21 protein-coding genes are annotated in these 23,372 nt (G+C 52.0%); 20 read left to right on the top strand and 1 reads right to left on the bottom strand.

Annotation, left to right across the window (positions count from 1 at the left end; genetic code table 11):
- Positions 1–9: 9 nt before the first annotated feature.
- The 9 genes from FD28_RS12350 (at position 10) to FD28_RS12310 (ending at position 9,294) form a co-directional block, all read left to right on the top strand.
- Positions 10–876 carry a bifunctional 5,10-methylenetetrahydrofolate dehydrogenase/5,10-methenyltetrahydrofolate cyclohydrolase gene (locus FD28_RS12350; RefSeq protein ID WP_057735356.1) on the top strand — a complete coding sequence of 289 codons (867 nt, stop codon included), beginning with the start codon at positions 10–12 and terminating at the stop codon, positions 874–876.
- Positions 863–2,215 (top strand): exodeoxyribonuclease VII large subunit, encoded by a 1,353-nt coding sequence (gene xseA / locus FD28_RS12345; RefSeq protein WP_057735355.1) that lies wholly within the window; start codon positions 863–865, stop codon positions 2,213–2,215. Before FD28_RS12350 ends, xseA begins: the two co-directional genes overlap by 14 nt.
- Positions 2,208–2,456: an exodeoxyribonuclease VII small subunit gene (locus FD28_RS12340; RefSeq protein WP_057735354.1), complete on the top strand. Its 249-nt coding sequence runs from the start codon at positions 2,208–2,210 to the stop codon at positions 2,454–2,456. The genes xseA and FD28_RS12340 overlap by 8 nt, the downstream gene beginning before the upstream one ends.
- Positions 2,446–3,351, top strand: coding sequence for a polyprenyl synthetase family protein (locus FD28_RS12335; protein WP_057735353.1), 906 nt, complete (start codon positions 2,446–2,448; stop codon positions 3,349–3,351). Before FD28_RS12340 ends, FD28_RS12335 begins: the two co-directional genes overlap by 11 nt.
- Positions 3,348–4,163, top strand: a complete 816-nt coding sequence (locus tag FD28_RS12330) for a TlyA family RNA methyltransferase (RefSeq protein ID WP_057735352.1) — start codon at positions 3,348–3,350, stop codon at positions 4,161–4,163. The genes FD28_RS12335 and FD28_RS12330 overlap by 4 nt, the downstream gene beginning before the upstream one ends.
- Positions 4,164–4,259: 96 nt before the next feature.
- On the top strand, positions 4,260–4,715 hold the full coding sequence (locus tag FD28_RS12325; protein ID WP_057735351.1) for an arginine repressor: 456 nt from the start codon (positions 4,260–4,262) through the stop codon (positions 4,713–4,715).
- Positions 4,716–4,982: 267 nt separating this feature from the next.
- Positions 4,983–6,686: a DNA repair protein RecN gene (gene recN, locus FD28_RS12320; protein ID WP_057735350.1), complete on the top strand. Its 1,704-nt coding sequence runs from the start codon at positions 4,983–4,985 to the stop codon at positions 6,684–6,686.
- A gap of 166 nt (positions 6,687–6,852) precedes the next feature.
- A complete protein-coding gene (locus FD28_RS12315; protein WP_057735349.1) occupies positions 6,853–8,634 on the top strand; it encodes a prealbumin-like fold domain-containing protein in 1,782 nt (593 codons plus the stop codon).
- A 198-nt stretch (positions 8,635–8,832) separates the two neighbouring features.
- Positions 8,833–9,294 carry a hypothetical protein gene (locus FD28_RS12310; protein WP_083478193.1) on the top strand — a complete coding sequence of 154 codons (462 nt, stop codon included), beginning with the start codon at positions 8,833–8,835 and terminating at the stop codon, positions 9,292–9,294.
- 46 nt (positions 9,295–9,340) lie between these two features.
- Here the strand turns inward: FD28_RS12310 and FD28_RS12305 are convergent, their stop codons facing one another.
- Entirely contained in the window at positions 9,341–9,670 is a 330-nt protein-coding gene (locus tag FD28_RS12305; protein ID WP_057735348.1) for a hypothetical protein, read from the bottom strand.
- Positions 9,671–10,048: 378 nt separating this feature from the next.
- On the opposite strand from FD28_RS12305, the gene gmk reads away from it, so the two are divergent.
- The 11 genes from gmk (at position 10,049) to FD28_RS12250 (ending at position 22,819) form a co-directional block, all read left to right on the top strand.
- Positions 10,049–10,663: a guanylate kinase gene (gene gmk / locus FD28_RS12300; protein WP_057735347.1), complete on the top strand. Its 615-nt coding sequence runs from the start codon at positions 10,049–10,051 to the stop codon at positions 10,661–10,663.
- Between the two features lie 3 nt (positions 10,664–10,666).
- Positions 10,667–10,882 (top strand): DNA-directed RNA polymerase subunit omega, encoded by a 216-nt coding sequence (gene rpoZ, locus FD28_RS12295; RefSeq protein WP_020089007.1) that lies wholly within the window; start codon positions 10,667–10,669, stop codon positions 10,880–10,882.
- A gap of 156 nt (positions 10,883–11,038) precedes the next feature.
- Positions 11,039–12,250 carry a bifunctional phosphopantothenoylcysteine decarboxylase/phosphopantothenate--cysteine ligase CoaBC gene (gene coaBC, locus FD28_RS12290; protein ID WP_057735346.1) on the top strand — a complete coding sequence of 404 codons (1,212 nt, stop codon included), beginning with the start codon at positions 11,039–11,041 and terminating at the stop codon, positions 12,248–12,250.
- A 10-nt stretch (positions 12,251–12,260) separates the two neighbouring features.
- Entirely contained in the window at positions 12,261–14,678 is a 2,418-nt protein-coding gene (gene priA / locus FD28_RS12285; protein WP_057735345.1) for a primosomal protein N', read from the top strand.
- 671 nt (positions 14,679–15,349) lie between these two features.
- Positions 15,350–16,294: a methionyl-tRNA formyltransferase gene (gene fmt / locus FD28_RS12280; protein WP_057735344.1), complete on the top strand. Its 945-nt coding sequence runs from the start codon at positions 15,350–15,352 to the stop codon at positions 16,292–16,294.
- A complete protein-coding gene (rsmB, locus tag FD28_RS12275; RefSeq protein ID WP_057735343.1) occupies positions 16,294–17,637 on the top strand; it encodes a 16S rRNA (cytosine(967)-C(5))-methyltransferase RsmB in 1,344 nt (447 codons plus the stop codon). The genes fmt and rsmB overlap by 1 nt, the downstream gene beginning before the upstream one ends.
- 12 nt (positions 17,638–17,649) lie before the next feature.
- Entirely contained in the window at positions 17,650–18,393 is a 744-nt protein-coding gene (locus FD28_RS12270; protein ID WP_057735342.1) for a Stp1/IreP family PP2C-type Ser/Thr phosphatase, read from the top strand.
- Positions 18,393–20,429, top strand: a complete 2,037-nt coding sequence (gene pknB / locus FD28_RS12265; RefSeq protein ID WP_057735341.1) for a Stk1 family PASTA domain-containing Ser/Thr kinase — start codon at positions 18,393–18,395, stop codon at positions 20,427–20,429. The genes FD28_RS12270 and pknB overlap by 1 nt, the downstream gene beginning before the upstream one ends.
- Before the next feature lie 150 nt (positions 20,430–20,579).
- Positions 20,580–21,476 carry a ribosome small subunit-dependent GTPase A gene (gene rsgA, locus FD28_RS12260; RefSeq protein WP_057735340.1) on the top strand — a complete coding sequence of 299 codons (897 nt, stop codon included), beginning with the start codon at positions 20,580–20,582 and terminating at the stop codon, positions 21,474–21,476.
- Positions 21,477–21,488: 12 nt separating this feature from the next.
- Complete coding sequence (rpe, locus tag FD28_RS12255) at positions 21,489–22,142, top strand: ribulose-phosphate 3-epimerase (RefSeq protein ID WP_057735339.1); 654 nt, start codon at positions 21,489–21,491, stop codon at positions 22,140–22,142.
- Complete coding sequence (locus tag FD28_RS12250) at positions 22,142–22,819, top strand: thiamine diphosphokinase (protein ID WP_057735338.1); 678 nt, start codon at positions 22,142–22,144, stop codon at positions 22,817–22,819. The genes rpe and FD28_RS12250 overlap by 1 nt, the downstream gene beginning before the upstream one ends.
- Positions 22,820–23,372: the final 553 nt, after the last annotated feature.

The raw sequence follows: 23,372 nt of genomic DNA, 5'->3' as shown, positions 1-23,372 counted from the left end.
CGAGTCGCAATGGCCATTATTATCAACGGTAAGCAGATCGCAAAAGACCTTAACGCGCAGACCCAGCAACGGGTTGCCGCGCTGGCAGAACAGGGGGTCGTTCCTGGACTCGCCGTGATTATTGTGGGCGATGATCCAGCGAGTGCCATATACGTGCGTAACAAGCATCGTAAGGCCGTTAAGCTGGGGATTAAGTCCATTGTCCGTGAATTGCCGGCAACCATTACGCAGGCGGAGCTGTTAGCGATTGTGGCGGAATACAATCACGATGACAGCATTCACGGGATTCTCGTCCAGTCGCCGCTACCGGTGGGCCTGGATGAACAGACGGTGGTGGCCGCCATTGATCCTGCCAAAGACGTGGACGGTTTTCATCCACTAAATGTCGGGCGGCTATTTGCCAATCTACCGGGCCATTATCCGGTCTCATGTACACCACGGGGGATTATGACCATGCTGGGCACGTTGAATGAACATCTCCGCGGCAAGCAAGCCGTTGTGGTCGGCCGGAGCATGATTGTGGGCCGGCCCATGGCAGCGATGCTGTTGAATGCCGACATGACCGTCACCGTTGCCCACGTGCATACGAAACACCTGAGTGAATTGACGCGCACCGCTGACGTTTTGGTGGTTGCCACGGGGGTAACCCATCTAATTAAGGGCAATGATGTTAAACGCGGCGCCATCGTCATTGACGTTGGGATGGATCGCGATGAAAATGGCAAGTTAACGGGTGATGTGGACTTCGATGGCGCGGTTGATCGTGCGGGTGCCATTACGCCCGTTCCCGGTGGGGTTGGTCCCATGACGATTGCCACGCTAATGCAACAGACTGTAGATTTATGTGAGTGGAGTGAGGAACTTGGCAGCAACTGATTACTTAACCGTTACGGCGCTGACTCAGTATTTAAAACGCAAGTTCGAGGTTGATCCCTATTTGGGCAAGGTCTATTTAACGGGTGAAATCTCTAACTTTCGCCTGCGACCACACGCCCATCAATACTTTAGCCTGAAGGACGATCACGCGAAGATCAGTGCGATTATGTTTCGGTCGGCGTTTGAAAAATTAAAATTCACGCCCGAGACCGGGATGAAGGTTCTGGTCACGGGACGGATCTCGTTGTATGAGCCCACTGGCCAATACCAGATCTATGTGGAACGGATGGAACCGGATGGCATTGGTCAACTCTACCAGGCTTATGAACAGCTGAAGAAGAAGTTGGCTGATGAAGGCTTATTTTCGGCACCCAAACGACCATTGCCGCGTTTTCCTAAACGGATCGCGGTCATTACCAGTCCTAGCGGGGCTGTCATTCGGGATATTATCACGACCACCCGTCGGCGTTTTCCCATTGCTCAGATTGTCCTGTATCCGGCTGTGGTTCAGGGAGATGGCGCTGCGCCAGACCTGGTGCGGCAGCTGGAACGGGTCAATGCGGCTGGCACTTACGATACGCTGATTATCGGGCGTGGGGGTGGCTCAATCGAAGACCTCTGGCCGTTTAACGAAGAGAGCGTCGCACGGGCAATTGCGGCCAGTCGGATTCCCGTGATTTCATCGGTCGGGCACGAAACGGATACCACGATTGCGGATCTGGTTGCCGACGTGCGAGCGGCGACGCCAACGGCTGCGGCCGAATTGGCCGTGCCGGTCTTGACCGACGAAGTCTTGAAGCTACAACAACAACGGACGCGGCTCTTTAATGCCATGACGAACCGGATCAATTTTCAGCAAGAACGCCTGAACAAGTTAATGGCGGCCTATGTGTTCCGGCAGCCACAACGGTTGTACGAAACCTACGTTCAACGTCTGGACCACGCTCAGCAAGGCTTGACGCGTAACATGCAGCAACAGTTACGACAGGGTCAGCAGCGCTATCAGTTGGCGCGACAGGGGCTACGAAGTCACAACCCGCTAGCACGGGTTCAGCGTGACCAGACCACGGTTGACCAGTTGACGGCACGCTTGACGGTCGAAGCGAAACGTTATTTAGCGGATCGGCAGGAACGGGTCGGCAAGCTGATCAATGGTTTGGATTATCTGAGTCCATTGAAGATCATGGGCCGGGGTTACAGTTACGTGACCCAAGACGAGCACGTGGTTCGGCAGACGGCCGATTTAAAGACCGGGACGGCCACGATTCATCTGAGCGATGGCACGGCGACCGCAGAAATTACCAACATTCAACCAGCATCGGAGGATCAACATGAGTGAAGAACAAAAACCAACTTTTGAAGAGAATTTAACAACCTTAGAAAACATCGTGGCGCAATTGGAGCAGGGGGATATTCCGTTGGAACAGGCCCTCGCCCAATTTCAGAAGGGCGTTGCCTTGAGTAAGGATCTGCAAGGCACCTTGCAGGGCGCCGAAAAGACGCTCGCCACCATGATGAACGACCAGGATCAGGAACAAGCTTTTGAAACGCCACAAGGGGGCACGGGTGATGCCGATTGAGACACGGCTAACGCAATTTGAGACGACCTGGGTGCCGCGGTTAAACGCACCCTTGCAGGCGGCAATTGAGCGGGATGCGGGCGATACGCGTTTGGCTGACGCCATGACTTACTCCGTAATGGCTGGTGGCAAGCGACTGCGGCCACTGCTGACCGTGGCCACGTTACAAGCCTTGGGCGTCACCTTCGAGGAGCAACGCCACTGGCAACCGGTGATGGCTCTGGAATTACTGCACACCTATTCCTTGATTCACGACGATTTGCCAGCCATGGACAACGATGATCTGCGTCGGGGCGAACCCACCAATCACGTGAAATTTGGTGCGGGGATGGCGACGTTGGCCGGAGATGGCCTGTTAACCCTGGCCTTTCAGTGGTTGACGGCGTCGGACTTACCGGCCACGACACAGGCCCAGTTGGTTCAGGCGCTCGCGATTGCTGCGGGTCCCGGCGGCATGGTCGCGGGACAGGCCAAGGACATTCAGTCCGAACACGTAGACTTGCCATTGGACCGGTTGCGTGTCTTACACCGCGAAAAAACGGGGGCCTTGCTACACTACGCCGTTCAGGCCGGGCTGATTATGGGACAGACCCCACAGGCGCAGTGGACACCGTACTTGCAGTTTGCTGATGCCTTTGGACTGTCCTTTCAGATCTACGATGACATCTTGGATGTTGTGGGGACGGCCGCTGAGTTGGGCAAGGCAACGCAAAAGGATGCCGGCGAGGCTAAGAATACCTATCCGGGTAAGCTGGGCTTAGAGGGGGCTAATCAGGCCCTCATTGCGACGATTCAGACCGGTAAGCAGGCGTTGGCCGAATTGCCGGCCGGTGATGGTCGTGATCTGTTGGCGGCATTTTTCAGTTACTTTGACACGAAACGGGTGAAACCATGAAGAAGAAACGCGTTGCGGATTTATTAGTTGAACAGGGGTTGTTTACGTCACTGGACGAGGCCAAGCGAGCCGTCATGGCGGGCGAGATTCTCGGCACCAATGAAGAACGACTGGATAAGCCGGGGTCGATGATCCCCGCGGATACGGAACTACATCTGAAGGGACACCCGCTACCATACGTGTCCCGGGGGGGCTTTAAACTGGCCAAGGCGTTGAAGGTCTTTGATATCGACGTGACGGATCGCGTGGTATTGGATATTGGGTCTTCCACGGGTGGTTTTACCGATGTCATGCTCCAGAATGGTGCTAAACTCAGTTATGCGCTGGACGTGGGCAGTAACCAACTCGTTTGGAAGTTACGCCAGGATCCCCGCGTGATCGTCATGGAACACACGAACTTCCGTTACAGTAAGTTAGCCGACTTTACCAGTGGACAACCGACCTTCAGCTCCATCGATGTGTCATTCATTTCGTTAAAAATGATCCTACCACCGCTGAAAAATATCATTGCGGTTGGTGGCGATGTCGTCGCGTTGATTAAGCCCCAATTTGAAGCCGATCGGGAAGACGTTGGTCAGCATGGGATTGTGCGCGATCGCGCCGTTCATACGGCCGTGGTGCAGCAGATTATTGATTTTGCGGTTGCCACTGGTTTCAGTGTGCTGGGCTTAGACTTTTCACCGATTAAGGGTGGCGAAGGCAATATTGAGTTCCTCGTTCATTTGCGCGCGGTTGATAAAAATGCAGTCTGTGCAAGTTCAGTTTCCGTTGAACGAACGATTGATGCTGCCTATGAGGGGCTTAACCACTAGATTATGAGAAAATTATGAGAATTTGCTTTCCAAATACTTAGGTCTGGTATATGATAAGATTATGCATTTTTTATCAGAGAAAAAGGGGGGCCAAGTATGAAGAAGCAAGAACGCCAGCAGTTACTCAAACGCTTATTAACGTCACGAGAAATTGAACGCCAGGAGGATTTCGTTCACTTATTAGAGGCGGACGGGATTCACGTGACGCAAGCAACCATTTCGCGGGACATTAAGGAGATGCAGCTGGTGAAGTTGCCGGCCGATTCGGGCGGGTACCGCTACAGCTTGCCGGTCCAAAAGAAGATTGATACGCAAAAGAAACTGCAACGGACGCTTCAAAACGCCTACGTCTCTTTTGCCATTCAGGGTGAATTTACCATTCTGAAGGTCTTACCGGGTAACGGCCCAGTCATCGCATCATTGCTGGATCAAATGCGCTATGAGTTCGTGTTTGGGACGGTGGGTGACGATAGCTCCGTGTTAACGGTTTGCGTTTCCCATAAGGGCGCTTTACAATTAGAAGAGACGATTAACCGCATGATTGCGGATTAAAAATCGACCACGGACTGACCGACCAGCGCAGCGCTGACGAAGCAGCTGTGGTCGTTTTAGTCTACCGCAGCGTTACTTTTTTCGACCAATCATGATGATTTTGTGCAAAGCGGCGGAATCAATCGTGTTTTATCACAGAAAGTTATAGAATAAAGGTGACGCTGATGAAGGCGGGCGACCGGTGACGGTCACCCTCGCTATATTCACAAAATGCGTATAAAACTAAGCAGAACGAATAAAATTACGTTTAATTTGGGAGGCCAGAACGTGCTACAGGAGCTGTCTATTAAAAATTTTGCCATTATTGATCAATTGGATGTGGCATTTAAAAATGGCATGACGGTCTTGACCGGGGAGACCGGTGCCGGGAAATCAATCATCATTGATGCCGTGGGCCTATTGGCTGGTGGTCGTGGCTCGGCTAACTTTGTGCGAACCGGCACGGATAAAGCCATCATTCAGGGGAGCTTTGTCTTTCCAACCGGTGGCACGACTTACCGGGTCCTCGATGAATTGGGGATTGATCACGATGATGGCAGCGTGATTCTGCAACGCGAGATTCACGCGAATGGACGCAACACCTGTCGCGTGAATGGTATGTTGGTCAACACCAATACGTTGAAGCGGATTGGTGAGACGGCGGTGGATATCCACGGCCAAAATGAACACCAGGAGCTCATGCAACCTGAAAAGCACCTGGGGATGCTCGACGAGTTTGCCGGGAAGACAGTCGCGAAGTTGCGTGAGGAATACACCCAGAAGTATGCGGCGTATACCCAGCTCAAGGCCACGTTGGAGAGCCGACGGGCGAATGAGAAGGAATGGGCGCAGCATCTGGATATGCTGAAGTTTCAGGTCAACGAGATTGATACGGCCCAACTCAAGGCTGGTGAGGAAAGCGAGCTGGTAGCGGAACGGGACCGGCTGGACAATTTCCAGAAGATCAACGACGCCCTGCAACAGACGCAGGTGATCCTGACCGGTGAGGAGACCAGTGCTGGCGCCAATGATCAGATTGGGAGTGCCATGCAGTCGATGCAGGCCATTGCTGATTTCGATCCGGCGTTTAAGCAGATTGCCTCGAGCCTCGAGACGGCCTACTATGCGTTGAGCGACGCCGTGGGGGATGTCTCCTCACAACTTGACTTGTTGGAATGGGATGAAGGTCGGCTGGACGAAATTGAACGCCGGCTGGACGTCATTAACCAACTGAAGCGAAAGTATGGCGACTCCGAGGAACAGGTCCTCAGCTACTACGATAAGATTGCGGCGGAACTGAAACAGATGCAGGCAACCGACGAGACGGCCGATGATTTGGAAGACCGGGTTGCCAGCCAAGAGTCAGTTCTGTTGAAGTTGGCCGAGAAGCTCAGTAAGGCGCGTCAGGAAGCGGCCAAGCGTTTGGAGAAGGCCATTCACGGTGAGCTGGCGGATCTGTATATGGATAAGACGGTCTTTGCGGTGCATTTCACCCGGTCCAAGGGACAGACGCTGATGAGCACGGGTTTGGATCACGTGGAATTCTATCTGCGGACGAACCCCGGCGAGGCCATGCGACCGTTGGCCAAGATTGCCTCCGGTGGGGAATTGTCACGGATCATGTTGGCCCTAAAGACGATCTTCTCCGAGTCACAGGGAATCACGTCGATTATCTTTGATGAGGTGGATACCGGGGTCAGCGGTCGTGTTGCCCAGGCGATTGCCGAAAAGATCAGTGGCATTGCGCAGGCGTCACAGGTGCTCTGCATCACGCATTTGCCGCAGGTCGCCGCGATGGCGGATCACCACTACTTCATTGCGAAGCAGGTGGTCGCGGACCGGACGGAGACCTCGCTGACGCGTTTGGACGAAAACAGCCGAGTGGATGAATTGGCTCGAATGTCGGCCGGCACACAGGTGACGAAGCTGGCGCTGGAACACGCGCATGAATTGCTGAAATTAGCCGATGAAGTTAAGGAATCTCGCGGCTGAAGTAAAAATGAATAAATGTATAAGCAAGACGTTATCAAGTGATTGATAACGTCTTTTAATATTATAAATAGTTTAGTTTAATACCGTTATAAATTTGCCCTTAAATTAAATTGAAAGTTGATATATAATTGATTTATCAAACAAACGGTGTAGAGGTGTGTGTGTCATGTGGAGAAAGATTGGGATATTGGGTTTTAGCTTGCTGATAGGGTTGCTGGTTTTGGTGAGTGGGGGGCAACTAAAGGCAAGTGCATCGGATGTTACGTCCTCCATGACGGGGGTAGATGGTCCTAGTGCTATTGAATTAAGCGCGAGCGGCGATGGTAACGATTGGAAAACAATGCCGTCTAATTCTTCTCTTGAATCCGGTGAAAGTTATTACCTGCATTATAACTGGACTATAAAAGACGGTGTGACAATCAATAAAGGTGACACAGCGACGGTCACATTGCCTACGGGTAGCACGCCAAACATTGCCTCTCCACTGGCTATTCAGGATCTCTCAACGAACGAAGAGATCGGTTGGCTAGTTGTTGATAAAGGTGGTAAAGATGGAGCTGCTGCAAAGGCTCATATTGAGTTTACAAAGGATCTCAAGGAAAACCACAACAGACACGGAACGGTGTCGTTTTATTCAGGTGGAACTGCTGAAAATACGACTTCCGGTAGTACTGTTATTTCGAAAAATGGATGGGTTCAAGAATCTCGAGGAAGTAATGGGATTCCAACTCAGATGACTTGGGACATTGACTTCAATTCTTTACATCAAGACTTGGGTAAAGTTACACTCACAGATACTTTAGGAGAGTTTCAAACGTATGACCCAGCTAAAGATAAAATTACCATTCTGCAAGTAACCGATCCAGATGGTACCCAAGAATCGGATACAGATGCTGCAAAATATATGCCTAAAGTGTCCGTAGATTCGAGTGGTAAGGTCATCACTTTTGAGTTTCCAAATATAGATTCTAAAGAAATCACAATTTGGTACACGTCAACCGTTGCTAATAGTTTATCGGGATCGGGTGGCGCTTTAAACAACGGTGTTTCTATGGTAAGTACGAATCCGACAACTGGTGATGAGGGAACCGGAAATGGAACAGGAGCAGCGGATAATCCGGCCAAGGTCATTAAAAACTCTTTTTGGGGTGGCTTCGGTGATTATCAGGGAGACTATCGTCGTACGATTGTTTTAACTAAGACAGGTGTTAATGGTATTCCCCTTAAAGGCGCAACCTATACACTAACAAGTTCAAATGGAACTGAATATCAGGGGACAACTGATGACAATGGTCAAATATTTTGGGCAAACATGATACCCGGAAACTACACTTATGTGGAGAATTCTGCTCCTACAGGCTATGCAGTGGATCCAACGCCATATAAGGCAATAATTACGGAGAATGATGGTCCAGATGACTTAAGAGTTAGTGCGAGTGACAAACTAGAGAGTTCAAGTAGTTCAAGTAGTTCCAGCAGTACCAACAGTTCAAGTAATTCTAGCAGTTCTGGTAATTCTAGCGGCGGTAGTAGCTCTAATGAATCTACCAACTCTAGTAATTCAAACAGTTCTGGAAGTACCAGCACGTCAGAGACTTCTGACAAGACTAGTGATTCTAGTGGCTCCAGTAGCAAGACAAGTTCGACTAAAACGAGCTCGACCAAGACCAGTTCCAGCAGCACCTCAACCACCAAAACCAAACACGGAATTGTGGCAGCTACGGGTTCCAACAGCTCTAGCACAACACCATCACCGCACAATGGTGGCAATGCCGCGGGAACGACGGCTAATGGTGCGTCTCAGGCGGCTAAACGGCAGACTAATCCCAACAGCTACCTGCCACGGACCAGTGGTCAGCGCAGCGCGTTAGCCATGCTGATTGGGTTCCTGATTTTAGGCCTCAGTGTCGCCGGCTGGCGTTGGCGGCAAACGCATACGACCCATTAACTGAAAAAAGCTGGCATCGCTCAAATTTCTATTGAGTGGTGCCAGTTTTGTCTTGCTATTCGTTTGGCAAGTTAACTGAACAAATCAAGTCGCCCGTCTAATTCAGCGATACCCAGGATTAGGAAGTCTTTTAATAGTGATGGCTAACCGATCATCGTATAATCAGTTGTGTAAAGCAATAATCTGGGGGTTGTTAAAATGAAAGTGGAATTATTTTTGGGGTTAGCCGTGGCTACTCTAGGTGTTTCGGTAGGGGTAGCTAATGTTCGGCCGCAGACTGTTGAGGCGATTGCCACTGTTGAAACCACGCCTAAAGCCTATCGTGGCAGTTGGTTTCAGTATCAGGATCTGCAATATCGTGTGAAGATAACAAAAACGGCCTTTATTTTTGGTGGTGGTTATTATGCCAAGCAGAAGTGGCATCCGGTCGACCAACAGACCTACAAGATTGGTCGCACGGTGAAGGCGGGGACGGCCACTTGGCAACGGAAAAAGACGGCGCAAGGCTACCAGACCCTTACCACCAAGCAGGGAAAATTCCTCATTAAGGTAAAAAATGGCACCCTGACGCTCAAAGAGTATCGTCATGGGAAGGACCTCAACGGTTATCCGTTATATTTCCACCGTGTGAAGAACGCGGCCGTGGTCTTCTCTAAGTAAAGAAAAAGGTCTCCCTGAAGTGACGTCTCGGAGAGACCTTGTGAGTTTAACGGGCGCGTTGAACCGAACGTAAGAGACCACGACTGACAATGGTGGTTAACGCGTGACTCTGCTTTAAAATGAGGTGACCAGCGGCGTCTTCCTTCAATGTGCCAATGACGGTTGCCGGGGCAACGTCTATCGCTGCTTTGAATTGAAGCCGAACTAAGTAGTGCCGATCAAGGGCCTGTTGAATGAAGTAGGTGAGCTGGAAGTCGGGCATCTGGGGATAAACGACTTGGCCGTTGATGACAGGCAAGTCACTAAAGAGTTCTTTGTACGCCGTCGCTACCCGATCAGACAGGGCAGTTGTACCATTTGTAATTAAGTTTTGCATGCTGATCACCTCGAACGTTTGTTTGTATTTTCATTATACGAACACGTGTTTGATATTGCAAGTCTTTTTTCTCATCGTGGGTGATTATCTTAATGTTTAAGTGGGTGAACACTAATGACGGTAGGCGTTAACGCCCCTTAAATAAAAATAGTTATGGGCGACCACTCAGCTCGGACTGGTGGCTGGTAGGGGTAATAGCACGGGCGTCGGCGATTTTTTCCACGTTTTCAGCGTTAAAAGCAGTATTTCTTCCTAAATAGTGGTAATATAGTAACCTATAGATTATAGCTGAAGTCAAAGATGTTTGGCTTTAAACGACACGGTGCCTATGGGTAACGGTGTCATAATTAAATTTTTAAGTGAAGGGATTTTTAAACGATGGCTAAACGTGGAATGCTCATTGTGCTTTCAGGTCCATCCGGCGTGGGTAAGGGAACGGTGCGTAAGGCACTGTTTGATACCGGCGCGACCGACTTTTCCTACTCCATCTCGATGACGACGCGGAAACCGCGTGAGGGTGAAGTGAATGGTGTCGACTATTACTTCGTCTCCAAAGAGGAATTCGAGGAGAATATTCGGACCGGACAGATGCTGGAATACGCCAAGTATGTTGACAACTACTATGGCACCCCGTTAAAATATGTTAATGAGACCTTGGATCAAGGCAAGGATGTTTTCTTGGAAATCGAAGTCAACGGGGCCATGCAGGTTCGGGCTAATTGTCCCGACGCTGTGTTTGTCTTCTTAACCCCACCTGACTTGATGGAATTGAAGCATCGTTTGATTGGTCGGGGCACTGACGCCATGGACGTCATTAACAAACGAATCAAGAAGGCCGTCGGCGAAATTCAGATGATGCGCAACTACGACTACGCCGTGGTTAACGATGAGGTCGCCAAAGCGGTTGACCGGATTCAAATGATTATTCGCAGTGAACGGTTACGGGTAACCCGGGTCATGCCGGATTACGAACAAATGATTGGAGACGAATAAATAATGCTACTTTATCCCTCAGTTGATGATTTATTGGCACAAGTGGATTCACGGTATTCTTTAATTATGTTGGCTAGCAAGCGGGCGCACGAATTAGACGCCGGTGCCAAGCCACTTTTGACCGATTACAAGTCCCCAAAGACGATTGGCCGGGCCCTCGAAGAGATTGCGGCCGGCGCTTTAATGATCGATCCGGACGAAAAGGATTTGAACGCCTAACACGGGCATTTCAGAAAAGACCAGGTTGCCGTTGGGTAATCTGGCTTTTTTTATCAACACGTTGTGGTGCCGATGGCTCAGCTCATGCTTAAAGTGAGCTGGGGTTCCCAGCCACACAATTCTAAGCGTGAGCTGTCTCACGAACGGAGGGAAAGTATGTTTGAAGGAAAACATGTGACGTTAACCATCAGTGGTAGTGTGGCCGCCTACAAGGCCGCCACGTTGGCCCGTGAATTACAACGCGCTGGCGCAACCGTGCGAGTCGTTTTGACCCGTGCAGCGGCGAAGTTTGTGACGCCCGCGACCTTTGCGGCATTGACGAAACAACCCGTACTCACCGATGAGACATGGTGGCGCGATGATGGTCAGATTGCGCATGTTGAGCTGGCCGATTGGACGGATCTTGCTCTTGCGGCGCCGGCCTCGGCTAATCTGATGGCCCAATTGGCTAACGGCCTCGCTGACGATGTGGCCAGTGCGACTTGGTTGGCGACCAGTGCACCTAAGATCGTGGTGCCGGCCATGAACAGTCACATGTGGCAGGCCGTCGCAACGCAACGCAATCGGCAACAACTCGTTGACGATGGGGTGACCGTCTTAATGCCCGCCACTGGGGCCTTGGCCGAAGGATATTCCGGTACGGGACGTTTCCTGGAACCCACCGAAATCGTCCGGCAAATCAGTCAGTTAGTTCTTTTTACGCCCCAGACATTACTAGGCAAGTCGGTCATAGTTACGGCTGGCGGGACGCGTGAACGTCTCGATCCCGTACGTTTCTTAACCAACGACTCCTCCGGTAAAATGGGGTACGCGGTAGCCGCGGCCGCTCAACAAGCGGGAGCCAACGTGACGCTGATCACGGCACCGACACGGTTGACGCCACCCGCTGGCGTTACGGTAGTGCCTATCCAAAGCACAACGGACTTGGCGAACGCGGTCTTAACACGTTTTCCCGAGGCGGATGCACTCGTGATGGCCGCTGCCGTGGCCGATTTCCAGCCCCTGACGACAGCCGATCAGAAGATCAAGAAAACTAAAGATAATGATGAATTAATTTTAAAATTGAAAAAGACACCGGACATCCTGGCCGAAGTCGCCAAAATCAAGCGTGCGGATCAGGTGACGGTGGGCTTTGCGGCGGAGACACAGAATTTACTCGCTAACGCCCAACACAAGCTCGACAGTAAGTCGTTAGACCTCCTGGCCGCTAACGACGTTTCCCGCGCCGACATCGGCTTTAATAGCGATGACAACCAGGTCACGTTTATCCAAGCGGATGGGACTAGCGATCAGACGCCTAAGACCAGTAAACCGCTGATTGCGACGGCACTGGTCGCCAAGCTTGCGGCAATTTTAGCAACGAAATGAGGTGACAACCATGGCCCAGATTGGCCAAATTTTAGTGGATGTTCCAACCATGCAGACGAATGATCCGTATTCCTACGCGATTCCGACCGAATTGGAGCATCAGGTACAGGTGGGGATGCGCGTGATCGTGCCGTTTGGCCGTGGTCACCGCCTAGTCTCTGGTGTGGTCGTGGGGTTGAGCGACGTCACCAGTTTTGATGGCAAACTAAAGCCAATTGAGACCGTGCTCGACCTCGCGCCCGTTCTAAACACGGAGTTACGTCAGTTGGCCGATTGGCTGGCGACCACGACCTATGCCTTTCGCATCACTTGTATTCAGACGATGCTACCTAATCTGCTGAAGACCCAACCGAAACGGCAGGTACAACCGACCACCACCCTGACTCCGGCAGAAATGGCCACGTATTTTCCAGAAGGCGCCCCACGCGACTTCGATGCCACCAAGCTTGACGATGCCACGGTTGCCGGCTTGTTGAAATTACAACGCGCCGGTAAAGTCGAGGTCGTCTATGAGGTCAAGGATAAGGCGGCCGCCAAGACGACCACTGGGATTGCACCAGCACTGACACCGGCTAAGCTCCAAGAGATTGCCGACAAGGTGGCTAAGCGCGCGCCCAAGCAAGCGGAACTATTGGTCTATTTGGCCCAGATGCCCGCGGATAAGGTCGTTGCCCAGGCTGCTGTGGCGAAAAAGGCCGGGGTCACGCCCGCAGTCATTGCCACGGCCGCAGATAAAGGGTGGCTGACTAAGAGTACACTCGAAGTCTATCGCGATCCCTTCCACCAACCGGTCACGCCAACTCGAGCTTTGAAGCTGAATCCGGAACAACAGGTCGCCGTGGACCGGATCACCCAGGCCATTGACGGCCAACAGTCCAAAAACTTTCTAGTCGAGGGTGTTACCGGGAGTGGCAAGACCGAGGTTTACCTCCAAAGCATTGCGCAGGCCCTGCAACAGGGACGAACGGCGTTGATGCTGGTGCCTGAAATTGCCCTCACACCGCAAATGGTCAACCGGGTCAAGGCCCGGTTCGGCCAGCGGGTGGCAGTCCTCCACAGTGGGCTATCCAAGGGGGAACAGTACGATGAATGGCGCCGCATCGACCGTGGTGAGGCCACAGTGGTCGTTGGGGCCCGTTCTGCCGTCTTTGCGCCGGTTGAGAACCTCGGGATCATCATTATGGATGAGGAACATGAAAGTAGTTATAAACAGGATGAGAATCCACGGTATCACGCTAGAGACGTCGCGCTTTGGCGTGGTCAGTACCATCATTGTCCGGTCGTTTTGGGGAGTGCCACACCGTCACTAGAGACGCGGGCCCGGGCGGCCAAGGGACTGTACACCCGTTTGGTGCTTTCAAAACGGGCCAAGGCACAACCCATGCCGACCGTTCACATTGTCGATATGCGTGAGCAGTTGAAGCAGCAGGGAGATAGCGACTTCTCCGAGCCCCTCATGACGGCCATTCAGGAACGATTGGACCGCCATGAACAGATTGTGCTGATGTTGAACCGCCGGGGTTATTCGTCATTTGTCATGTGTCGGGACTGTGGTTTCGTTCTGAAGTGTCCCAACTGTGATATCTCACTGACGTTGCACATGGACACGCACAGTATGAAATGCCACTACTGCGGGCATGAGGAAGCCATTCCCCACGTGTGTCCCAACTGCCATAGCAAGAAGATTCGCTACTACGGCACGGGGACACAGAAGGTTCAACAGGCTTTGGAAAAGTTACTGCCAACCGCTAAAATTTTGCGGATGGACGTGGACTCTACCCGGCGAAAGGGTGCCCACGAACGGATTCTCCGACAATTTGGCGAGCACAAGGCCGATATCCTGCTGGGAACACAGATGATTGCCAAGGGCTTGGACTTCCCTAATGTGACGCTGGTCGGCGTCTTAAATGCCGATACGGCGTTGGGCTTACCCGATTTTCGAGCCAGCGAGCGGACTTTCCAACTGTTGACACAGGTCAGTGGCCGGGCCGGTCGGGCAACCAAGCCCGGAGAGGTCTACATTCAGACCTTTAATCCCGATCACTACGCTATTCAGCTGGCGCAGAGCCAAGACTACGAGCGTTTCTTCGTAACGGAAATGCACATGCGCCATCAGGGAAATTATCCACCGTATTACTTTGCGGTTCAGTTGACGGCCAGTCATGAGGAAGAAGCCGTGGCGGCAAAGGCCATGTTTCAGATTGTGGCGGCCCTCAAACAGGGGCTCAGCAAGGATGCTATCATCCTAGGTCCCACGCCCAAGGCGATTGCGCGGGTTAAGCGGAAGTACTACTATCAAGTGGTGATTAAGTATAAGCAAGAACCTCAGTTGCGACCGGTGCTGGAACAGATTCGTCAAGCGGCCCAGGTGCCAGCTCGTCACGGTCTCTCGGTGACCATCGATTCTGAACCCATGAACTTCATGTAGGTGGGTTGGACGGACAGGCTGGTAAATTAAGCAAAATTGGGCGCACTACGGCTGCCAGGGATTCCGTCTGCTGTGGGGACGCTTCAGCCTGGAAGGCCGCCAGTCTTCTTGCTCGATTTGGAGCCACGAAGAACACGTGTCTCCAAAGTCGCCCGTGCTGTAAGCTGGCTGAAAAAATCGTCAGCTAACACCACCTTCACGGCCGGCTACATCCCTGGCCTCCTCCGGCGCTGATTGTGGTTGGTCACGAAAATAGCTGTAAGTGATGACTACCTGACGTCTGAGAGGTCAACTAATAACGACTGTTATAATTATTCTCAGAGTCGTCTGAGAACGCCATCTCTGCCGACCGGTAAGGCAAAGGAATCACTATGTTGCCTAGTTTTAGTTCTATGGTTGTTAAAGCGGGCATGGCTGGTACTTTGGAACTTTCATCCGTTAGTTCTTAAAAAATAGGATGAAATCCCCCAAAGGTGATAGGGAAAGGGCGCCCAATCTGCTATGATTAGGTGTGGTAGGCTGACGATGAGATAATTAGAGAGAAATGGCCCGCCCTCAGCGTTCCAGCTCATTTTCATCGTCCTGAAGGCGCTGTTGACCACAGATAGGACGTCTCACTAATAGACATAGAATTTAAAATAGATATTTAAACCAAGAAAGTATGGTGTACGATGACTTCAGTAATCTTTATGGGAACGCCTAAATTTTCGGCGCCCATCCTCAGTAGTTTAATTGAAAAGGGCTACGACGTTCTCGCCGTAGTCACCCAGCCCGATCGTCGGGTTGGTCGGAAGCACGTCTTGACGGCGTCTCCCGTGAAAGAGGTTGCCGTGGCACACAACATTGAAGTGCTCCAACCTCAGAAAATTTCCGGTAGTGACGAAATGGCGCGTGCCATCGAACTGGCACCTGACCTGATTGTGACGGCAGCCTTTGGCCAATTCTTACCGACCAAGCTGTTGAAGGCGGCCAAGGTGGCGGCGGTGAACGTGCACGCCTCACTATTGCCTAAGTACCGCGGTGGGGCACCGGTTCACTACGCCATCATGAATGGTGACAAGGAGACCGGGGTATCCATTATGTTTATGGAAAAGAAGATGGACGCCGGGGCCGTGCTGGCACAGCGAGCCATTCCGATCACGGATCAAGATGACGTGGGTACCATGTTTGACAAGCTCAGTGATGTGGGGCGTGACTTGTTATTGGAGACGCTGCCTAAGCTGCTTGCCGGTGAGATTACCCCTGTGCCTCAGGATGAGGACCAGGTGACCTTCTCCCCAACCATCAAGTCCGATGAAGAACGCATCGACTTGAACCTGAGTGCGCACCTGATTGACTGCAAGGTGCGGGCACTTCGCCCAGCACCGATCGCGCACATTTACCTTAACGGCGTGCGGACCAAGCTGTGGGATGTCACCGTTCTGGACGAGACGACCGAGATGGCGCCCGGTTCACTGGTTAGCCACGACAAGCACCACTTGGCGATTGCGACTGGTGACCATGGCGTTTTAGCGTTAAATGAGATTCAACCCGCCGGTAAGCCGAAGTTAAGTATCACCGACTTTCTGAACGGGACGAGCGATGCACTGACAATTGGCGAACAGGTGGCTGAATAATGACAAAAAATACAACTCCCCGGGCTTTAGCGGTTGAAGCACTGACACGTGTGGCTAACGGGGCTTACTCGAACTTACAATTGGAAACAACTTTAGAGAGTCACAACTTGAGCGACGTTGACCGCCGTTTCGTGACCAATTTGGTCTACGGGACCATCCAACATCAATTAACGTTGGAATACTATTTGGAAGGCTTCGTGAAGCCTAACCAGAAGATGTTACCGTGGGTTAAAATGACGTTATTAGTGGCCTTATATCAAGGCCTCTACCTGGACCGTGTGCCTAAGCGGGCCATCTTTAACGAAGCCATTCAGTTGGCCAAGGACCGGGGCCACGAAGGAATTCGGCGTTTTGTGACCGGCGTTTTGCATGCCATGGATCGTCAAGGTTTACCTGACGTCAACGAGATCAAGGATCCCGTGAAGCGGCTGAGCCTGACCTACTCCGTTCCGGAATGGTTGGTCACGGCAATTCAAAAGCAAGTCGGCGATGACAAGGCCGTCAGCATCTTGGAAACCATCAACCAACCAGCCGCACAATCCGTTCGTGTGAACACGGCGGTTGGCACGGTCGAAGAAGTCAAACAGTCCTTGGTTGACCAAGGCTACACGGTGACACCTAGTGTGGTTGCCGGAAATGCCTTTCGTTTGACCGATAAGGCAGCAAACCAAAGCAATGTCTTTGAAACGGGTGAGCTGACGATCCAAGATGAGAGTGCAATGTTACCCGTTGAAGCCTTACAGGTCCGTCCCGGCGATCAAGTGCTGGATGCCTGTGCCGCTCCTGGTGGGAAGACCACGCAAATTGCGGCTTTGCTCGACGCCCATTCCGGTGGGAAAGTGACGGCGCTTGATCTGCACCCCAAGAAGGTCACGTTGATCGAAAAGAACGCAGCGCGGATGCACGTGAGCGACCGAGTGGATGCCGTGGCACTCGATGCCCGGAAGATCAACGACCAATTTCCTAAGAAGGAATTCGACCGGATCTTGGTCGATGCCCCTTGTTCTGGACTGGGCCTGATTCGGCGGAAACCAGAAATCCGTTACGAGAAGACCCCACAAGACATTCAACAGCTGCAAAAGGTGCAATTGGGCATTCTGGATGCCGTTAGTGAAAAACTTAAGCCTAACGGCATTCTGGTCTACAGTACCTGCACGATTTTGGATACGGAAAATGCGGACGTCGCTGCCAAGTTCTTGGCAGCTCATCCCGATTTTGAATCCGTCCGTGTGGAGACGCAATTAAAGGTCAAGGATGATCGGAGCACGGACACGTTGGCCATCTATCCGGATGATTTTGATTCCGATGGTTTCTTCGTGAGTGCATTTCGTAAGAAAAAATAGGGGTGACGGGCAATGAAAGTGGCATACCGAACGTCGATTGGCAAGCAACGCAATGATAATGAAGATTACGTGGATGTTTTCACGAATTTGGCTGGGCAGCACCTGGCCATTATTGCGGATGGCATTGGCGGTCATCAGGGGGGCGACGTGGCGAGTGCCATGGCGGTTTCCCACCTCGGTCATGAGTTTGAACAGACCGATTTGACGACCCCGGCCGCGGCCCGCACCTGGATTACCGGGGAAATCACCGCGGAAAACCAGTCGATTATTGACAAATCAAATCAATTTGCCGATCTCAATGGCATGGGTACGACCCTCGTTGCCGCCCTGTACTTTACGGAGGAGGTGGTGATTGCCAGCATAGGGGACTCTCGAGCCTACCTGCTGCGCGATCGCCAATTCCGCCAGCTGACCGAGGACCATTCCTTGGTCAACGAGCTGGTTAAACGCGGTGAGATCAGTAAGCAAGCGGCTCGTCATCATCCTCAGAAGAATGTGATTATTCGTTCGCTTGGGATTTCAACGGACGCGCGGTTTGATCTCAATACCTATCCGTTGGTCGCTGGTGATCAACTTCTCTTATGTACCGATGGCCTGACCAACATGGTAGCCGACGAGGACATTCGTAAGGTCTTATTGAGCGATCAGACACCTGCCGAAAAATGCGATCAGCTAATTGAAATGGCCAATGCGGCCGGCGGTTTGGATAATATTACCGTGCTGATCATTGCCAATCCTGACGGGGAGGTGAGCTGATGCGCACGGGTTATACGTTAAATGGCCGTTATCGCATCATTCGCTCTCTGGGTGAAGGTGGGATGGCCAACGTTTACTTAGCACATGACTTGATCTTGGACCGAGATGTCTCCGTCAAGTTATTGCGGCTAGATCTACGTGATGATCCGGGAACCGTTCGCCGGTTTCAGCGTGAGGCACTCGCCGCCACCGAATTGGTGAATAACAATATTGTTCAGGTCTACGATGTCGGTGAAGAAAATGGCATGCAGTACCTGGTCATGGAGTACGTGGAAGGGACCGACCTGAAGGCCTATATCAAGAAACACTTCCCGATTCCTTATCAGGAAGTCATTCAGATCATGGAACAGATTCTCAGCGCCGTGAAGACGGCGCACGAGCACAACATCATTCACCGGGACCTCAAGCCCCAAAATATTTTGATCGATGAGCACCAAGTCGCCAAGATTACCGACTTTGGGATTGCGGTGGCTTTGTCCGAACACAGTTTGACGCAGACCAACACCGTGTTGGGGTCGGTACACTATCTGTCCCCAGAACAAGCACGTGGGGGGATGGCGACCAAGCAGTCGGACATTTACTCCTTAGGGATTATTCTCTATGAGATGTTGACGGGAACGGTGCCCTTTGAGGGTGAAACGGCGGTGTCAATTGCATTGAAGCATTTCCAATCGGAGATTCCTTCAGTGCGTGACATTGATCCGCGGATTCCGCAAGCGCTGGAAAACGTGGTGCTCAAGGCAACCTCCAAGCGACCGGCTGACCGGTACACGGATGTGGCGAGCATGGCGGATGATCTCAGAACGTCGTTGTCGCCGAAACGGGCGGGGGAACTGCGGTTTACCCCGGCAGAAAACGATGATGGGGAGACCAAAGTCTTACCAGCCAGCGCTCTCAGTGCGATGCCGGTGCCCCATGCCATTGCCAAACCCGTAGGTGAAGACGCCGAGTCGGCTAAGGCCGACACGACATCGACTGATCAAGCGGATACGGGTAAAAAGAAACGGAAGAAGTCGCGCCACCCGCGTCGACGGAAATTCTTGATTGCCGGGGGGATCTTGCTCTTGGTGATTCTGGGGATTTTCATTGGCATGGCCTTATTCCAGCCCCAGATGACGAATGTTCCCAACGTGGTGGGTGACAAGGAGGCTGCTGCGCGCAGTGCCTTGGTCACGGCCAAGCTTAAGGTCGGGACGGTTCATAAGACGGCTAGCGACAAGGTGAAGGTTCACCGGGTTGTTCGGACGGAGCCACGTTCGGGGACCCAGCTTAAGCAAAAGACGGTGGTTGATCTGTGGATCAGTACCGGTCCTAAGCGCTATAAGCTGGCCAATTACCAGGGCGATTCTTATGCCAGCACGGCGGCTAAGCTTGAGGCTTTGGGCTTTACCGTACGGCGGGAGTCGGTCCATTCGACCAGTGTACCCGCTGGTAAGATCATGCAGCAGAGCACGGCGGCCGGCAGCAATGTGGTACCCAGCAAGACAACCCTGACGTTTACGGTGTCAACGGGATCGGAGACGGTGACGCTGGCGGACTTGACCAACAAGACCAAGCGTCAGGCCCAGAACTATGCGACGGATCACAACTTGAACTTGGCTTTCCAATACGCTTACTCTAACGACGTTGACAAGGGCCGAGTCATCCGGCAGTCACCGGGCGAGGGTGCCGTGGTTCAGGAGGGTGATGAGATCACCTTGACCATGTCCCGTGGCGATCAAAGCGAGAGCAGTTCCAGTGTGGATGAATTCAGCGTTAACGTGAAGATTCCATTCGACAGTGGCTCTAGCGATGATCAGAGCGAGGATGACAGCAGCGACAGTAGCTCATCGTCTAGCAGCAGTGATAGCAACCTGGTTCAGATCTATTTACGGGATCAGGACCATTCGTTAAGCTCGATTTACAAACAAATGACGATTACCGCGGACACGACCGTGACGCTGCCATTTACGGTAGCATCGGGGAAGTCCGGGGCTTATAAGGTGGTTCGTGACGGCCACGTCATTGCTTCAGATAATCATGTCACGAAAAATTAGGGAAAAAACCTGCATTTATAGCTCAGTTCTTTTATAATAATAGAGGACTGAGTTTTTTTGCGCCTAGCGAAGTGTCATCCTGGTTTAAGGATGACGGGGTTGCTGCGAGACGCAAGTCATGATTGGGAAAAAGAAAGAAGGAGGTGCTGCATGTCAGAGGGACAAATTCGCCAGTCACTGAGCGGCTTTTACGACGTCTTCAGTAATGGCGAGCTCTATCGGACACGTGCCCGGGGAAACTTCCGCAAGCGGCGTATTACGCCGCTGGTAGGCGATCGGGTACAGTTTGAAAGCTCAACCCCCAAGGAAGGGTATATTCTAGAAATCTTGCCACGGGATAACGCGCTGACCCGGCCACCCGTGGCCAACGTTGACCAGGGCGTGGTCGTGACGGCGGTAGCGTCGCCCGAATTTTCCACGAATTTATTGGATCGGCAGTTGATCGCGTTAGAGGTGAGTCACATCTCACCAGTGATTTATTTCACCAAGACTGATCTGATTTCTGATGAACGTTATCAGGAATTTGAGACGTTAGCGGCGGGGTATCGTCAGATTGGGTACGATGTCTGCTTGACGCGCGAACCGTTTGCACAGAGTGGTCTGGATGAGTTGCGCGGCCTGCTAGCGGATAAGGTGACGGTCATTATGGGCCAGACCGGGGCCGGCAAGTCGACGTTACTCAACCACATCTCACCGGACCTGACGTTAGCGACTGGTGAAATCTCCACGGCACTGAATCGGGGAAAGCATACGACCCGTAAAGTAAGCTTGATGCCGGTAGCGGATGGCTTGGTGGCAGATACGCCAGGATTTTCATCCTACGATACGCTGACCATTGACTATCGCGAGCTCGGTCAATACTTTCCCGAATTTGCGTTGGCCTCCCGTGACTGTCGTTTCCGGGGCTGTGTTCACTTGAACGAGCCCGGTTGCGCGGTCAAGGCGGGGATTGCGGACGGCAAATTTATGCAGAGTCGTTACGATAACTACCTGCTATTACTCACGTTGTTAAAGAATCAAAAACCTGTTTACAATAAAAAGAAATGAGGAATAAATTTTATGATTAAAGTAGCGCCATCAATTTTAAGTGCAGATTACGTCAATTTACAACCAGATATCGAAATGGTCGACAAGGCCGGTGCCGAAGTCTTACACATCGACATTATGGATGGTAACTTCGTCCCAGCATTGTCATACGGTCCCGGTTGGGTCAAGGCCATTCGTCCCATCACGAAGATGGTTTTAGACGTGCACATGATGGTTCAAAACCCAGAACGTTACGTCGATGACTTTGCCAAGGCTGGTGCCGACATTATCGGTGTTCACGTTGAAGCAACGCCACACATTCACCGTGCTTTACAAATGATCCAAAACGCCGGTGTTACCCCAGAAGTTGTTATCAACCCCGGGACCCCCGTTTCTGCCATCGAACCCGTCTTAGACATGGTTGGTCAAGTCCTCGTGATGACGGTTAACCCTGGATTTGGTGGTCAGAAGTTCTTACACAGTACGGTTGAAAAGATTGCGCAACTCGATGCCATCAAGAAGGCTAAGGGTTACGACTTTGATATCGAAGTTGATGGTGGGGTTAACGACAAGACAGTTGTTGACTGTGCCAACGCTGGGGCAACGGTTGCCGTAGCTGGGTCGTATGTTTTCAACGCCGATGACCCGGTTGAACGCATCAACGCCTTGAAAGCAGCGACGAAATAGTGCCACGGGGCGGAACGTTCAATCTCCTCGTGGGTGGGCCTAAGGCTGAATGGCCAGACGACCTACGTTCACGGAAAATTGACGGCTCCTGGATTGGCGTTGATCGGGGGACGTTACGGCTGATCGACCACAATATTCAACCGGTGGCAGCGATTGGTGATTTTGACTCCTTGCAGGCCCCAGAGTTACAACGGGTGCGCCGCAACGTTAAAGATATTCGACAATCACAACCGGAAAAGGACTACACCGATACCCAACTCGCCGTCTCAGTGGCCTTAAATGACTACGGTGCCGAAAAAATCGACATCTACGGGGCGACCGGTGGGCGGTTGGACCATTTTCTAGCTAATCTGTTTATCGTGCTTCAACCGGAGTATAAGCGGTATGCCAATCGAATTCGGTTGATTGACAAGCAGAATACGATTTCGTTTTATTTGCCTGGACATTACGAAGTGGCTAAGGAACCGGATAAGAACTATCTGGCCTTCATCCCACTGACGCCCATTGACCATTTGAGTCTAGTTAACGAAAAATACCAACTCCACAACGAGCCAATTCCGTACCCCATTTCTTTTGCGAGCAATGAGTTTGTGGGTGACACCGGCGAGTTCCAATTCGATACGGGCTTGCTATGCGTCATCCAAAGTTGCGACACGTATGAGGCCCGGCACGAATAGCGAATGGATCGCGAATGCGTGGTCGTGGGCGGTGAGGGGCCAATAGAACCCTTCACCAGTGTTAGCAGTTCAAACAAAACTTTTTCAAAAGCCACCGCGTCAGGACAAGTGTTCTGGGGCGGTGGTTTTTTGACTGGCCTGTTACCCCCCATACTATTACGAACGTTAAAAAGGCGGAAACAGTCTCACTTTTTTGACCAACTGTTTAAAATTTTAACCGGACGGTCACCAACGTGGGGGTGGTCACCTGCGGCTGCCAGAGATTCTCGAAGGGATGACAGGGTGAAAACCAACCGCCTACCGTTCGCCAAATTTGGGCTGGAACGCGGTGGGCAGGACGGGAGAAGCCTGAAGAGCGGTCTTCTCCCTCGCTTTGAGCTGAAGTTCACATCTCAAAGGCGCCAGTTGCTAACCGGCTTACGCCGCTAAGCAACTCCCGCGGCTGAGCCCAAATTTGGCTTCACTCTCGGCTACGTGAGTTACGTGCCGTCGGGAACTAAGCCAATTCCTTGGAAAATCGCGAACTTAGCCGGAGGAGGCCAGAGATGGAGGT

The sequence above is a fragment of the Levilactobacillus hammesii DSM 16381 genome, assembly GCF_001434395.1.
Classification (GTDB): Bacteria; Bacillota; Bacilli; order Lactobacillales; family Lactobacillaceae; genus Levilactobacillus; species Levilactobacillus hammesii.
The sequence above is the reverse complement of the archived record's forward strand: the minus strand, read 5'-3'. Positions and strand labels throughout refer to the sequence as shown.